The sequence below is a fragment of the Streptomyces sp. NPDC090741 genome (genome assembly GCF_044769045.1).
Taxonomy (GTDB): domain Bacteria; phylum Actinomycetota; class Actinomycetes; order Streptomycetales; family Streptomycetaceae; genus Streptomyces.
The window spans coordinates 59086-73832 of the sequence record NZ_JBIVXF010000016.1 but is presented as its reverse complement, the minus strand read 5'-3'; the positions used below and the strand labels follow the sequence as shown (position 1 = coordinate 73832).

Sequence of the window (14747 nt, the reverse complement as noted above, 5' to 3'; positions counted from 1 at the left end):
TATGCGGGCAAAAACGCCCTAAAGTGCCAGCGTTATTCCGCGGCACGGCCTGTCTTGTATCTACTGTTTCTTCGCCTGGCTGTCCCGGGCTGCGGCCGCGCTGCGCTGCGGCCGCCCGGTCAGTCGGCGGCGGAGGCGGGCACGGGGACCGGAGCGGTCCCCCCGGGCTCGCACTCTTGGGGGTGAGGCCGCGGCACGCGGAGTTCCGCGATGGCGGTCTCGAAGTCTTCGAGCGTGTCGAACGCCTTGTAAACGGACGCGAACCGCAGGTACGCGACCAGGTCGAGCTCCTGCAACGGGCCGAGTATGGCCAGACCCACGTCATGGGTGGTCAGCTCGGCACTTCCGGTGGCGCGCACCGCCTCCTCGACCCGCTGGCCGAGCTTGGCGAGGGCGTCCTCGGTGACCGGCCGTCCCTGGCACGCCTTGCGCACGCCGGAGATGACCTTGGTACGGCTGAAGGGTTCGGTCACCCCGCTGCGCTTGATCACCATCAGCGAGGCCGTCTCCACCGTCGTGAAACGACGGGAGCAGTCGGGGCACTGACGGCGCCGACGGATCGACGTGCCGTCGTCCGTGGTGCGGCTGTCGACGACGCGGCTGTCGGGGTGCCTGCAGAAGGGGCAGTGCATGGTTCCCTCACCCTCCCTATTGGCACGACAGAATCACCTCGCGGGGCCCCTGAACGACCGAGACGGGTCTCTGTCGGGGGCTCGCGAAGCAGCCTCCAGCATATGCGATACCGAGGGCCTCGGCGGACCGGGGACCACAACTTCTGGGCGGCAGCGCTCATCCAACCACTAGATCTTGGGTTGTGGTGGATTTACTTCGTTCCGCGTGTCGCTGTGCGCGGCGCCCGGACGGAGCCATTCCCGGTGCCACACTGAGCACAGGACCGGAAGGTGGCGATCCGACCGGGAAGGGTACCGTAAACAGCGGACGCCGGACCGAACCCGCGTTCGGCGGACCGATCGTCCATACACCCCTCGATGCGCCCAGGTTGGACGATCCGCGTTTTTTCACTCGAACGTGTGTTTGGCGCAACCTTTCGAAAGCAACTACCGTTGTCCAGCTAGGGAGAACATTTCGAGAGGGGCCGCCGACGTGACCACCACCGCAGACAGTGCCACCATCACTGCCCAGAACCGCTCCCAGAGCCGACTCGAGCCGGTGCATCCCATGAACGACGCAAGTCTGAACCCGGAGGGGGAGCCCGCGCGCCCCGCGCGCTCGCTGCCAGGCCGACCTCCAGGCATCCGCGCCGACAGCTCCGGGCTCACGGACAGGCAGCGGAGGGTCATCGAGGTCATTCGCGACTCGGTGCAGCGGCGCGGCTACCCGCCGTCGATGCGGGAGATCGGCCAGGCGGTCGGCCTGTCCAGCACCTCGTCCGTCGCCCACCAGCTGATGGCCCTGGAGCGCAAGGGCTTCCTGCGCCGGGACCCGCACCGCCCCCGGGCGTACGAGGTCCGCGGCTCCGACCAGCCCAGCTCGCAGCCCACGGACACCACCGGCAAGCCCGCCGCCTCGTACGTCCCCCTGGTCGGCCGGATCGCGGCCGGCGGCCCGATCCTCGCCGAGGAGTCGGTGGAGGACGTGTTCCCGCTCCCCCGCCAGCTCGTAGGCGACGGCGAGCTCTTCGTCCTCAAGGTCGTCGGCGACTCGATGATCGAGGCCGCCATCTGCGACGGCGACTGGGTCACGGTCCGCCGCCAGCCGGTCGCGGAGAACGGCGACATCGTGGCCGCGATGCTCGACGGAGAAGCCACCGTCAAGCGCTTCAAGCGCGAGGACGGGCACGTCTGGCTGCTCCCGCACAACGCCGCCTACCAGCCGATCCCCGGCGACGAGGCGACCATCCTCGGCAAGGTCGTCGCGGTACTGCGCCGGATCTGACCCTCGTCGCTTCCTAGCCAGCCCCCGGGACCCACTGCGCCGGTCCCGGGGGTTGTTTTGTACCCCGGGACCGGCGGCGGAACCGCCCGCACTACGTGCCGTCGGCCTTGGCCTTCGCGTCGATCGCGGCCAGCGAGCGGCGGGCCTGGTTGCGGTCCGTGGTGTACCAGAAGTCCGGCAGCGTGGCCCGCAGGAAGCTCCCGTACCGGGCCGTGGCCAGCCGGGGGTCCAGGACCGCGACGACACCCCGGTCGCCGGTGGCCCGTACGAGCCGGCCCGCACCCTGGGCCATCAGCAGCGCCGCATGCGTGGCCGCGACGGCCATGAAGCCGTTGCCGCCGTGCTCCTCGACCGACTTCTGCCGGGCGCTCATCAGCGGATCGTCCGGGCGCGGGAACGGGATGCGGTCCATCACCACGAGCTGGCAGCTGGGGCCCGGCACGTCCACGCCCTGCCAGAGCGACAGCGTCCCGAACAGGCAGGTCTTCGGGTCCGCCGCGAACGCCTTGATCAGCTCGCCCAGCGTCTCCTCGCCCTGGAGCAGGATCGGGTTGTCGAGCCGGCCGCGCAGCTCCTCGGCAGCGGCCTTGGCGCCCCGCATGGAGGAGAACAGACCGAGGGTGCGGCCGCCGGCCGCCTCGATCAGCTCGGCGAGCTCGTCCATCATGTCGCCGCGGGTGCCCTCCCGGCCCGGCGTGGCCAGGTGCTTCGCGACGTACAGGATCCCCTGCCTGGGGTAGTCGAACGGCGAGCCGACGTCCAGACCCTTCCAGACCGGGGCGTCCTCCGCCTCGACCCCCTCGGGGGACAGGCCCAGCGAGGCCGCGACCCCGTTGAAATCGCCGCCCAGCTTGAGGGTCGCCGAGGTCAGGACCACCGAGCGGTCCTCGAACAGCTTCTCGCGCAGCAGCCCGGACACCGACAGCGGGGCGACCCGCAGCGTGGCCCCGAACCGGTCGTGCCGCTCGTACCAGACGACGTCGTACTCGGAGCCGAGCAGGATCCGCTCGGCCACCCCGTGGACGCTCTCCACCGCGGCCAGGGCCTGCTTGCGGACGGCGTCCTCGTCGTGGACGGACTTGTCGCGGGTCGCGCCGATCGCCGAGATGACGTTGCGAGCGGCGTCCCGCAGGGCCGCCAGCGCGTACCCGAGGTCCTCGGGGACCTCCTCCAGCCGGCCCGGAAGGGCCAGCTCCATGACCCGCTCGAACGACTCGGACGCGGTCTGGAGCGAATCCGCGGTCTTCTCGTCGACCAGCTTGGCCGCGCGCTTCACGGCACGGTTGACCTGGCCCGGGGTGAGCTCGCCGGTGGCGACCCCGGTCACCCGGGAGACCAGCTCGTGCGCCTCGTCCACGATCAGCACCTCGTGCTGCGGCAGCACCGGGGCGCCCTCGATGGCGTCGATGGCCAGCAGCGCGTGGTTGGTGACGACGACGTCGGCGAGCTTGGCCCGCTCGCGGGCGGCCTCGGCGAAGCACTCGGCGCCGTACGCGCACTTCGTCGCGCCCAGACACTCCCGGGAGGAGACGGAGATCTGCGACCAGGCCTTGTCCGAGACACCGGGCGTCAGGTCGTCCCGGTCGCCGGTCTCGGTCTCGTCCGCCCAGTCGCGCAGGCGCAGCAGGTCCTGGCCGAGCTTGCTGGTGGGGGCGGCCGCCTCGAACTGGTCGAAGAGGCCCTCCTCCTCGTCCTGCGGCGCGCCCTCGTGCAGCCGGTGCAGGCACAGGTAGTTGGAGCGGCCCTTGAGCATGGCGAACTGCGGGCGGCGGCGGAGCTGCGGATGCAGCGCGTCCACCGTCCGGGGCAGGTCGCGCTCGACGAGCTGGCGCTGGAGGGCGAGGGTGGCGGTGGCCACGACCACGCGCTCGCCGTGCGCGAGGGCCGGCACCAGGTAGCCGAGGGACTTGCCGGTGCCGGTGCCGGCCTGGATCAGGCGGTGCGTGTTGTCGTCGATCGCTTCGGCGACGGCTTCGGCCATGGCCACCTGGCCGGGCCGCTCCGTGCCGCCGACGGCGGATACGGCGGCGTGCAGCAGGTCGGGGAGGGAGGGCTTCGTCATAGCAATGACAACCCTACGGGGCGCCACCGACAGGGACCGCCACGATGGTGGTTCACGGCCGGTACAGGGGGTTGGGCACGGTGCCGTACTCCACCGCGTGCGGGCGGTCGGAGCGGTCGCGGTAGCCGTCCTCGTACAACCGGTTCCGGTTCAGGCAGAGCCGCCCGATCCGCTCGCCGAGCAGGTCGAAGAGCTCGTGGCGCTCCTTGAGCTCGGGGAAGCGGGCCTGGTGGCGCAGGATCTCCGCCCGTACGAGGGACCAGAACTCCTCCTCGGGTACGCCGAGGCGGTCCTCGCACAGGGCGGAGAGGTAGCGGAAGACGCCTACGAAGAGACCGGAGTGGATGTACTGGGGCAGGAAGTCCGCGGGCTTGTCGCTCAGCGCGGCACGTACCTCGGCGGGCAAGGACGCCAGCTCGGGCAGCGGCTCCCGGCAGATGTTGATCTCGTCCACGAAGTCCTTCAGGGCGATGGACCGGGACCTCGTGCTCGTCGAAGATCACGGTGGCGTTCTCGCCGTGCGGGGAGAAGACGGTGCCGTAGCGGTACAGGAAGTGGAGCAGCGGGGGCAGCAGGGCGGCGAAGAGCCGCTGCAGCCAGCGGGCCGGGGTGAGCCCGGACCGGGCGACGAGCTCGGCGGTGAAGGACCGGCCGCGCGGGTCGACGTGGAGGAGGGAGGCGAGCGTACGGGCCCGCTCACCGGGGGCGAGCCGGCTGGTCAAAGGCTCGCGCCAGATCGCCCCGAGGAGTTCCTTGTACTGGTACGGGGCCTCGGGGAGCTCGTCGTAGACGGGGTGGCGGACGGTGACCGAGGCGACCTCGCCGAGGAGGACCACGCGGCATTCCTCGCGGAGGAAGGGGTCGGCGTCGTGGAGGGAACGGATCCAGGCGGTGACGGCGGGGGCGGCGGCGCAGCGGTCGGAGGGCAGGCCGCGCCAGACGAGGGTGTTGAAGACGGAGAGCGGCAGCTTGACGCTGTGCCGGTCGGGGCGGGTGAGGTTGAGGAAGGTGCGGATGGACTGCTGCGGGATGCGTAAGTCGGGGTCGGCGGGGAGCGGGACCAGGGCGCCCGAGGCCAGGGCCGGGGCGAAGAGGGGGAGCACGATCTCGTCCCACTGCCAGGGGTGGACCGGGAGGTAGAGGTAGCCGAGCGGGTCGAGGCCGCGGGCGCGCAGGGTCTGGTCGAAGGCGGCTCGGGTGACGGGGTCGAGCTCCTGGGCGTAGAGGCGGGCCGGGTCTTCCAGGCCGGCCGTGCCGCGGTAGGCCGCGAGGGAGGTGTGGGCGGCGAGCCAGGGCAGCCGCTGGCGGGTGCGGGCCTCGGGTGCCCAGGCGGCGGTGTCCGCGGCGGACAGCCCTGTGCGGCCCTTGTTGAGGACGAGCCAGGGGTGGCCGGTCTGGTGGCCTTCGAGCTCGGCGTGGTCGAGATCGGCGAGGACGTCGGCGGTGAGCGCGGTGTGGTCGATGCGGGCGTCGGCGGCGAGGGTGGCGCTGAGCTCGCGGACGAGGTGCCCGAGGGTGGCGCCGTCGAGGCCGAGGAGGGTGCGGGTGCGGATCAGGAAGGCGTACGGGTCCCCGAAGGCGCTCGGGGGCTCCGTGGAGGGCGGCGGCGGGATGAGCGTGATGGTGTCGTGGGCGACGTGCCAGCTGCCGTACGCGCGGCGGCGGGCCCGGAAGCCGAGGCTGCTGCCGTAGTCGAGCGTCAGCTGCCAGGCGTCGCCGGCGGCGGTCGCCGGGGCAGGGGCCCGGAGGGGGCTGATGATCTCCTCGTAGGCGAACTCGGCCAGCATCTTGGCGAGCAGCCGGCGGGCTGCGGACTCCCAGGTCGCGGTGGTGAGTTCGGGGGGCGTGCAGGGGTGTTGGGGGGACGGCGGAACGGAAGCTTCCGAGAAATGGGGGCCGGCGGAGTCGGGGGCGGCGGGGAAATTCGGCACGGGACTCCTCGGGGATCGGGAACTTTGCTGCGTGACGCAGAGTTTTCGAAGGGTGAGGCGTGAACGGGGAGGGTCGGATGGATCAGATGAGATTGCGCAGGGCCCGCTCCCGGATCATCAGCGCGGCCCGCTTCCCGGGGAGGTCGATCTCCGCGGAACAGCGGAATCCGGAGCTGAGGAAGGCTGATACGGAGGGGGTGTTGCGGATGTCCGGTTCGGCGATGACGCGGGTGCAGCGCGGCCGGTTGTCGAGCACCAGGTTGGCGACGGCGCGGAGCAGGGCGGTGCCCAGACCGCGGCCGCGGTTCGTGCCGTCCCCGATGAGCAGGTGGATACCCGTGTCGTGGGGGCGCGCCGGGTAGTGGCGGGAGAGCGGGTCGAGGTCGGCCCGGTAGATCTCCCAGTAGCTCATCGGCGTGCCGTCGAGGAGGCCGAGGCAGGGGATGCTGTGGCCGTTCCCGTCGAGCTGGGACCGTACGTGGGCGGCGGTGACGGCGGCGGGGCCGGCGAGCTCCCAGTACGCGGCCACCTCGGGGTCGTTCATCCAGCCGGTCAGCAGCTCCAGGTCGCGGCCCGGGCGTACGGGTTCGAGGCGGAAGGCACCGGCCGGGGTGACGGCGGCGCCCCAGCCGGCCGGTGAGTCGAGCAGTTCGGCCTCGGCGAGCAGGGGCAGCAGCCGGGCGGTGAGCCGCCGTCCGGGGATGCGGGCGGTGGCGGAGTCGACGGCGACCGTGGCGGTGGTGGTGGCGGTGGACGCGTAGGGGGACGTGTCGGTGGAGGGCATCGGCGCTCAATCGTGGAGGGGGTTGGCGATGGTGACGTAGACGGACTGGGAGTCCACGGGGCCGACGAGCTCGTCGAGGCCGCCCAGGCGGGTGAGCAGGTTCGCCTTGCAACGCAGGGTGGGCGAGTCGAGCAGCCGTGCGGGGAGCGGTCCGAGTCCGCGGGCCTTGCCGAGGAAGCGGCGGAGGGCGGCGAGCAGGACGCGTTCGTCGGCGAGTTGCTGGGATCCGAAGGCGCCGATGAGGCCGAGCACGTTGTTGATGCCGAGGTAGTAGGTGAAGCGTTCGTCGGTGACGGCGTCGGAGACGAAGGTGTCGCTGGCGCTGCCGATACCGGGGAGCCGGCGCTCCAGTTCCGCACGGTGGGAGGCGCGGAAGTAGTAGCCCTGGTTGTCGCGGTAGCGGCCGCCGACCGGCCAGCCGGCCGGGTCGAGGAGGACCAGGGTGTTCTGCTGGTGCGCTTCGAGGGCGATTCCGGCGAGCGCGTCGAAGGCCAGGATCGGCAGGACGACGTGGTCGAGGTAGCGCAGGAACCACTCGGCGGCGACGGCGGCCGTCGGGCGCCCGGTGGCGGCGGCGAGCCGGGCGACGGTCTCGGCAAGCCGGGAACGCATGGTGGTCCGGCCCGGCCAGGGGCGGGGCGAGGTGAGTGCGGCGACGCAGACGGCGTCGTCGTGGGAGCGGAAGGGGTTGTGTCGGAGCACGGCGTCGAGTCCGGGGACGGGGGTGCCGTCCGGGGCGTCGACGGCGATCCAGGCGGGGTCGCGCACGATGTCGAAGCCGGGGTGGGCCGCCTGCCACTGTTCCGCGAGGCCGGTGCGGAGCAGCCGGTGCACCTCGACGCCGCGGTGGAGTTCCTTGCGGAGGTTCTCGCGGCGGGAGTTGGTGATGCGCAGGCCCAGGGAGAGCTTGAGCATCGCGGGGGCGCCGGGGCGGTGGACGGTGCGGACGGAGGAGGTGGGGTGCCAGGGCTCGCCGAACGGACCCAGGTCGTGCAGGAGTCCCGCGTCGCGGAGGGCGGCGACGTCGGGGCGCCGGAGCAGGTCCCGGGCCTGCCAGGGGTGCAGGGGAAGGGGGGTCGTGCCGTCGGGCAGCGGGAGCCCGGGGGTGAGCCGGCCGAGGAGCCGGGCGGCGGAGACGGGGCGGCCGCGTTCGGTCCAGGCGGAGTCGGTGGCGAGGGCGGAGGGGGCGACGGCGAGCCAGTGCAGGGGGAAGGAGCCGTGGAGTTCGGGTGAGTAGCGGCGGATCTCGGCCTCGGAGAGTCCTTCGCGGCTCTTCGGGTCCGGCTGAAGGGGGTGGCCGAGGAGGAGGGACTGTTCGGCGGTGAGGAAGAGGTCACCGGCGACGGGTTCGGGCGGGGTGGGCCGTTGGCGCCGGTCGGCGATGAACTCCGCGGTGCGGCGCACCGAGTCGGCGACCCGGCCGACGAGGTCGGCGCCGCCGCGGCCCTGGGAGTCGCCCTCGCGGGCCAGCAGCGAGGCGAGGGTGACGGCGTCCAGGGTGGGGGCGTGGGCGGGCGCGCCTTCGAGTCGGGCGGGGCCGAAGCGGTGCCAGCCGGTGGCGGACCAGTACCGGACGCCGACGGTCAGGGCGGCCCCGGATGCGGGGAGGGGGATGCGCAGCACGCTCCCGACAGCCCCGCCGGAGCGGCCGATCCCGCTCTCCCGAACCCAGCACCGCAACAGGTTCTCCACGGCGGCGCCCTCGGCGGCGATGCCCGGATCGGGATGGTCCAGCATCTCGGCCGACGCCCCGGCCCCGGTGCCGACCCGGGCTCGCGGCACGCCGTCCAGCTGCCGCAGCACGCCCCCGCCCACGCCGCCCCCGGCATCAGGGCTGCCGGTTCTGCCGGGAGCTCCGGGGGCGGGTCCGGGGGCGGGGGCGGGCCACGGCGTGGCTGCGGCGATCGCCGGCGTCGGGGTGCCGGGGGCGACGGTCGGGGCGGAGTGGGGGCCTTCAGGCATGGCGGGGTCCTTGTGGTCAGTGGGCGTGGTGGGAGGCGGCGGCGGGGATGGCGTCGGCCAGGCGGTCCAGTACCGCCGCGGCCTGGTCGTCGGTCAGGGTCAGCGGGGGCAGCAGCCGGACCACGCTGGCGCCCCGGCCTCCGAGTTCGATGATCAGGCCGCGGTTCAGGCACTCCTGGCGGACGGCCGCGGCGAGGGACTGCGCCGGGGCCCCGGTGTCCGGGTCGACGAGTTCGATGCCGATCATCAGGCCGCGGCCCCGGACATCCCCGATGCAGGGGTGCGCGGAGGCGAGGTCGCGCAGGGCGGTCAGCATCCGCTCGCCCAGGGCCCCGGCGCGCTCGGCGAGACGGTTCTTCCGTACGTACGCCAGGGTCGCCGCCCCGGCCGCCATCGCCAGCTGGTTGCCCCGGAACGTGCCGGCGTGGGCTCCCGGTGCCCAGACGTCCAGGCCCGACCGGTACACGATCACCGCCAGCGGGAGGCTGCCGCCGATCGCCTTGGACAGGACCATCACGTCCGGCACCACCCCGGCGTGGTCGACGCCCCAGAAGGCGCCGGTACGGCCCACGCCCGTCTGCACCTCGTCCGCGATCAGCGGGATCCCCCGGGCCTCGGTGATCTCGCGCATCCTGCGCAGCCATGCGTCGGGGGCCGGGAAGACCCCGCCCTCGCCCTGCACCGGCTCGACGATCATCGCCGCGGGCGAGGGCACCCCGCCCTTGGGGTCGTCCAGCAGGCTCTCGGTCCAACGGGCCCCGAGCCGCTCGCCCTCGGGGCCGCCGACCCCGAACGGGCACCGGAAGTCCTGCGGGAACGGCAGCCGGGTCACCCGTACGTCCGGCGCTCCGCCCGAGGCGCCCAGGGCCCCGGCGGTCATCCCGTGGTAGGCCCCCGTGAAGGCCAGCAGCCCCGAGCGCCCGGTGGCGGTCCGGACCAGCTTGAGCGCGGCCTCGACCGCGTCCGTGCCGGCGGGCCCGCAGAACTGGATGCGGGCGTCGGCGGCCAAAGCCGGCGGGAGGCAGGCGAACAGCTCCGTGGTGAAGGCGTCCTTGACCGGGGTCGCGAGGTCCAGGACGTGCAGCGGGGCTCCGGAGTCGAGGACGCCCCGTACGGCCTCGAGCACCACGGGATGGTTGTGCCCCAGGGCGAGGGTGCCGGCCCCGGAGAGGCAGTCCAGGTAGCGCCGCCCGTCGGCGCCCTCGATGGTCAGCCCCCGGGCGCGCACCGGGACGATGGGCAGCGAGCGCGCGTAGGTCCGGGCGGCGGACTCCCGCATCGCCTGCCGGCGCAGGATGCCCTCCGCCCCGCCGTGCCCCACTGCCCGAGTTCCCTGCGACGGCACCTGCGACGGCACCTGCGCGGCAGCCGCGCCCTGCTCGGTCAAAGCCACGACTCTCGGACCTCCCGCACGGACTGCTCCATCGGATTGCGCCTCGAACATGAACGCCGCCCCCCATCCCCCGTACGTACCAACGACGGTGGCGGCGGCGGATCACGGGTGACCCGAAGATCCTTGTCCCGCCGGAACTTCGCCCCGAATTCGCCCGGACTTCGCAGCTTCCGCCGGTCCCGGAACCGCGGCCCCGGGCTGTGCCGTCCCCAACAGCAGCGGCATAGTGGGGTGCTGCACTCGGCGGCACGCGCCTCGCGTGCCCCACGTACCTCAACTGCACCGCGTCTGACACCCAGAATCACCAGGGGGATTCACGACATGCGACCGAACCGACCGGTCACCGCGATCCTGTGCGCGGCGGCACTCGCCATGACCGCCGCGGCCTGCGGACCCGGCGACGGGGAGGCCGGCGGCGACGCCAAGCCGACCGTGGCGGCGAGCCTCCCGTCCGGAGCCGACGGGATCAAGATCCCGGACCAGCTCAAGGAGAAGCTCAAGCAGCACGGCATCGACCTGGAGAAGTGGAAGGGGGGTGCGTGGAAGAACTGGAAGCAGGAGGACTGGCTCCGCGAGGCGGGCGACTACGTCAACCCGATCATCGAGGACCTCTGGGACCCGGACCGGATGCGTGAGGCCGACAAGACCCCGCAGCCCCCGGCCGTCGACCCCGACGCCGGCAAGGACCAGGGAGTCACCGACCCGACCCCGGCGCCGGTGCAGGCCAAGGCCGCCAACGCGCCGTACCACTCCAGCGTTCCCGTCTCCGGCAAGGTGTTCTTCGACGGCCCCGAGGGCTCCATGGTCTGCTCGGCGACCGTGGTGAAGGACCCGGCCCACCCGGGCAAGTCCAACATGGTCTGGACGGCCGGCCACTGCGTGCACGCGGGCAAGTCCGGCGGCTGGTACCGCAACATCGCCTTCGTCCCCTCGTACAACAACGCGGGCAAGCCGGCCGCGCAGCTCAAGGGCGCCCCGCGCGAGCAGGTGGCCCCGTACGGCGTCTGGTGGAGCGACTGGGCGCAGACCTCGGACCAGTGGATCGCGAACGGCGGTCCGACCGGTGGCGCGGGCGCCCCGTACGACTTCGCGGTCCTGCACGTGACCCCGGAGAAGAGCACCGGGAAGTCCCTGGAGGAGACCGTCGGCGCGGCGCTCCCGGTGGAGTTCAACGCCCCGGCGGTGCCGAAGGTCGCGGGCATCACGGCGACCGGCTATCCGGCGGCGGCCCCGTTCGACGGCCAGAGGGCCTTCCAGTGCACCGACAAGCCCGGCCGTCTGTCGCTGGCCGCGAACGCCCCGGTGATGTACCGGATCGGCTGCACGATGACCGGCGGCTCCTCCGGCGGCGGCTGGGTGGCCGCGGGCAGCGACGGCAAGCCGGCGCTGGTGTCGAACACCTCGATCGGCCCCGCCAAGGCGGGCTGGCTGGCCGGACCCCGGCTGGGCCCGGAGGCCAAGGGGATCTTCGACGCCGTGAGCGCCAAGTTCAAGTAGTCCCGTCCGAGTAACGGAAAACGGAGGGCCCCCTGCACCGCAGGGGGCCCTCCGCCTCGTATCCGGTTGCCCGTTACCGCTTCGCCGGCACGTACGGCGCCAGGTCGGACGCCAGTTCCTGATGGACCCGCACCTTCAGCAGGGTGCCCTCCGGGGTGTGCTCCTCGGAGATCACCTCGCCCTCGGCGTGGGCCCGGGCGACCAGCGAGCCGCGCGTGTACGGCACCAGCGCCTCGACCTCGACCTCGGGCCGCGGCAGCTCGGAGTCGATGAGCCCGAGGAGCTCCGCGATGCCCTGTCCCGTGCGCGCCGAGACGGCGATGGAGTGCCGCTCGATCCGCAGCAGCCGCTGCAGTACGAGCGGGTCCGCGGCGTCGGCCTTGTTGATCACCACGATCTCGGGCACGTTGACCGCGCCGACCTCGCGGATGACCTCGCGGACGGCCGCCAGCTGCTCCTCCGGGGCCGGGTGCGAGCCGTCCACGATGTGCAGGATGAGGTCGGAGTCGCCGACCTCCTCCATCGTGGAGCGGAACGCCTCGACCAGGTGGTGGGGCAGGTGCCGGACGAAGCCGACCGTGTCGGCCAGGGTGTAGATCCGGCCGGACGGGGTCTCGGCCCGGCGCACGGTCGGGTCGAGAGTGGCGAACAGCGCGTTCTCCACCAGCACGCCCGCGCCCGTGAGGCGGTTGAGCAGCGAGGACTTGCCGGCGTTGGTGTAGCCGGCGATGGCGACCGAGGGCACCTTGTTGCGGCGCCGCTCCTGCCGCTTGATGTCGCGGCCGGTCTTCATCTCCGCGATCTCCCGGCGCATCTTCGCCATCTTCTCGCGGATCCGGCGCCGGTCCGTCTCGATCTTGGTCTCACCGGGGCCTCGGGTGGCCATGCCGCCACCGCCGCCGCCGCCCATCTGCCGGGACAGCGACTGACCCCAGCCGCGCAGACGCGGCAGCATGTACTGCATCTGCGCGAGGGCGACCTGCGCCTTGCCCTCGCGGGACTTGGCGTGCTGGGCGAAGATGTCGAGGATCAGGGCGGTCCGGTCGACCACCTTGACCTTGACGACGTCCTCGAGGGCGATGAGCTGGCCGGGGCTGAGCTCACCGTCGCAGACGACGGTGTCGGCTCCGCTCTCCAGCACGATGTCGCGCAGTTCGCGGGCCTTGCCCGAGCCGATGAAGGTGGCCGGGTCCGGCTTGTCACGGCGCTGGATCACACCGTCGAGTACGAGGGCGCCCGCCGTCTCGGCGAGGGCGGCGAGCTCCGCGAGGGAGTTCTCGGCGTCCTGCACCGTTCCGGAGGTCCAGACGCCCACCAGCACGACGCGCTCCAGGCGCAGCTGCCGGTACTCGACCTCGGTGACGTCTTCGAGCTCGGTGGAGAGGCCGACCACGCGGCGCAGCGCCGCGCGCTCGGAGCGCTCGAACTGCTCGCCGTCCCGGTCACCGTCGACCTCGTGGCTCCAGGCGACGTCCTCTTCCATCAGGGCGTCGGCCCGAAGGCTCTCGGTGAAGCTCTGCGAGTCCGGCACGTCCCGTGCGTCCCGCGCGTCCTGGGAAGGGGAAGAAGAGGAGGTCATTGGATCCTTACGTCGAAATCGAATGCGGTCGTGTCACGCATGGCCGTGGCCAGGCGTAACAGTGACTCTCACACTGTCACGTCCAACGTGTCACATCGCCGGGAGATTCCCCCGGCCTGCGGCTCCGTCGATCGGCCCTGTCGATGGTGACATGCCCACTCCCCGGCGGTCACACCCTTTTCGGCCCGCCCCACTCCGGGTGCCCGGGCATCGCCGGGGTCGTCTTCCCGTACAGCCACGGGTTCAGGAAGGCCGTGAGGTCCCGTCCTGCCACCTCCGAGGCCAGGCGTACGAAGTCCTCCGTGCCGGCGGTCGCGTCCTTGTGCTCCGCCACCCAGCGCCGCTCGACCCGGTCGAAGGCCTTCTCGCCGATCTCCTGCCGCAGCGCGTACAGCGCCAGCGCGGCCCCGTCGTAGACCGCCGGCCTGAACAGCCCGACCTTCTCCCCGGGGGCGGGGACCTTCGGTGCGGCCGGGGGCCCGTCGGCCGCCCGCCACTGGTCGGAGCGCTGGTACGCCTCGCGCATGCGCCGCTCCATGGAGTACTTGCCGAGGCCGTCCGCGTACAGGGCCTCGTACCAGGTGGCGTGCCCCTCGTTGAGCCACAGGTCGGACCAGGTCCGCGGGGTGACGCTGTCGCCGAACCACTGGTGGGCCAGCTCGTGGACCATCACGGACTCGACGTACCACGCGGGGTAGCCGGTCCCCGAGAACAGGCCGTTCTCGAAGAGCGAGAGGGTCTGCGTCTCCAGCTCGAATCCGGTCTTCGCCTTGGCGATCAGCACCCCGTAGTTCTCGAAGGGGTAGCGGCCGACGCGCGCCTCCATCCACTGGACGTGCCCGGCGGTCTTCTTCAGCCAGGGCTCCAGTCGCCCCCGGTCCGCGGCCGGGACCACGCTGCGCAGCGGCAGCCCGTGCGGACCGGGGGCCTCCACCACGGCCGAGTCGCCGATGGAGACCTGCGCGAGCTCGGTGGCCATCGGGTGCAGGGTGCGGTACGTCCAGGTGGTCGCGCCCGCGGCCCGGGGGGCCGGGAGGGCGCCCGCCACCCCGTTGGCCACGGCGGTCAGACCGGCCGGGGCGGTGATCCGGAAGGTGAAGTACGCCTTGTCGGCCGGGTGGTCGTTGCACGGGAAGACCCGGTGGGCGGCATCGGCCTGGTTGGCCATGGCCAGCCCGTCCTCGGTGGCCAGCCAGCCTCCGTCGGCGATGCCGCGCGGATCGCTGGTGTGCCGGATCTCGATGTGGAGCGGCACGTTCGCCGCGACCGGGCGGGCCGGCGTGAGCACGAGGTCCTCCCCGGCGCTCTCGAAGTGCGCCGGCTCGCCGTTGACCTGGGCCGACGCCACCGTGCCGTGGCTGAAGTCGAGGTTGATCCGCTCCAGCGGCTCCAGCGCGCGGGCGTCGATGACGGTGACCGCGTCGAGCGGGCTCTTGTTGTCCTTGTACGTGAAGGACAGGTCGTACGAGAGGACGTCGTACCCGGGGTTCCCGAGCTGCGGGAACAGCCTGTCGCCGATGCCCAGCGGCTTCGGCGGGGGCAGCACGGCGGCGACGAGGGTCAGGGAGGCCGCGGCCAGCAGGGCGGCGCGCAGGCGCGGGGAGGAGAGCTGCATCCCCCACCGCTTACCAGCGCCCGCCGCG

General features: G+C 72.6%; 9 protein-coding genes and 1 pseudogene. 2 read left to right on the top strand and 8 right to left on the bottom strand.

Features of this window, described 5'->3' with window-relative positions; all coding sequences use genetic code 11:
• Nucleotides 1-119: 119 nt before the first annotated feature.
• Entirely contained in the window at nt 120-632 is a 513-nt protein-coding gene (nrdR, locus tag ACIQU4_RS33365) for a transcriptional regulator NrdR (protein WP_030154281.1), read from the bottom strand.
• A 472-nt stretch (nt 633-1104) separates the two neighbouring features.
• Between nrdR and lexA the strand changes: the two genes are divergently transcribed.
• Nucleotides 1105-1896, top strand: coding sequence for a transcriptional repressor LexA (gene lexA / locus ACIQU4_RS33360; protein ID WP_385588705.1), 792 nt, complete (start codon nt 1105-1107; stop codon nt 1894-1896).
• A 91-nt stretch (nt 1897-1987) separates the two neighbouring features.
• Here the strand turns inward: lexA and ACIQU4_RS33355 are convergent, their stop codons facing one another.
• The 5 genes and pseudogenes from ACIQU4_RS33355 to ACIQU4_RS33335 form a co-directional block, all read right to left on the bottom strand.
• Nucleotides 1988-3958, bottom strand: a complete 1971-nt coding sequence (locus ACIQU4_RS33355) for an ATP-dependent DNA helicase (protein WP_403738765.1) — start codon at nt 3956-3958, stop codon at nt 1988-1990.
• Between the two features lie 52 nt (nt 3959-4010).
• A pseudogene (locus ACIQU4_RS33350) lies at nt 4011-5889 on the bottom strand (IucA/IucC family protein).
• An 82-nt stretch (nt 5890-5971) separates the two neighbouring features.
• Entirely contained in the window at nt 5972-6673 is a 702-nt protein-coding gene (locus tag ACIQU4_RS33345; RefSeq protein WP_403738762.1) for a GNAT family N-acetyltransferase, read from the bottom strand.
• A 6-nt stretch (nt 6674-6679) separates the two neighbouring features.
• Nucleotides 6680-8635 (bottom strand): IucA/IucC family protein, encoded by a 1956-nt coding sequence (locus tag ACIQU4_RS33340; RefSeq protein WP_403738759.1) that lies wholly within the window; start codon nt 8633-8635, stop codon nt 6680-6682.
• 16 nt (nt 8636-8651) lie between these two features.
• Nucleotides 8652-10028: a diaminobutyrate--2-oxoglutarate transaminase family protein gene (locus ACIQU4_RS33335; RefSeq protein ID WP_403738756.1), complete on the bottom strand. Its 1377-nt coding sequence runs from the start codon at nt 10026-10028 to the stop codon at nt 8652-8654.
• A gap of 321 nt (nt 10029-10349) precedes the next feature.
• Here ACIQU4_RS33335 and ACIQU4_RS33330 point away from each other — a divergent pair, with 321 nt between their 5' ends.
• On the top strand, nt 10350-11525 hold the full coding sequence (locus ACIQU4_RS33330; protein ID WP_403738753.1) for a hypothetical protein: 1176 nt from the start codon (nt 10350-10352) through the stop codon (nt 11523-11525).
• A gap of 73 nt (nt 11526-11598) precedes the next feature.
• Here the strand turns inward: ACIQU4_RS33330 and hflX are convergent, their stop codons facing one another.
• Entirely contained in the window at nt 11599-13104 is a 1506-nt protein-coding gene (hflX, locus tag ACIQU4_RS33325) for a GTPase HflX (protein ID WP_385588691.1), read from the bottom strand.
• A gap of 169 nt (nt 13105-13273) precedes the next feature.
• The gene (locus tag ACIQU4_RS33320) at nt 13274-14719 is read right to left on the bottom strand and encodes a M1 family metallopeptidase (RefSeq protein WP_403739020.1); all 1446 of its coding nucleotides are present in this window, start codon (nt 14717-14719) and stop codon (nt 13274-13276) included.
• Between the last annotated feature and the right edge of the window lie 28 nt (nt 14720-14747).

Coding starts and splice junctions, on each gene's coding strand:
- ACIQU4_RS33330 (WP_403738753.1), top strand. CDS start 10,350: ATGCGACCGAACCGACCGGTCACCGCGATCCTGTGCGCGGCGGCACTC.
- ACIQU4_RS33340 (WP_403738759.1), bottom strand. CDS start 8,635: ATGCCTGAAGGCCCCCACTCCGCCCCGACCGTCGCCCCCGGCACCCCG.
- hflX (WP_385588691.1), bottom strand. CDS start 13,104: ATGACCTCCTCTTCTTCCCCTTCCCAGGACGCGCGGGACGCACGGGAC.
- ACIQU4_RS33320 (WP_403739020.1), bottom strand. CDS start 14,719: ATGCAGCTCTCCTCCCCGCGCCTGCGCGCCGCCCTGCTGGCCGCGGCC.
- nrdR (WP_030154281.1), bottom strand. CDS start 632: ATGCACTGCCCCTTCTGCAGGCACCCCGACAGCCGCGTCGTCGACAGC.
- ACIQU4_RS33355 (WP_403738765.1), bottom strand. CDS start 3,958: ATGACGAAGCCCTCCCTCCCCGACCTGCTGCACGCCGCCGTATCCGCC.
- ACIQU4_RS33345 (WP_403738762.1), bottom strand. CDS start 6,673: ATGCCCTCCACCGACACGTCCCCCTACGCGTCCACCGCCACCACCACC.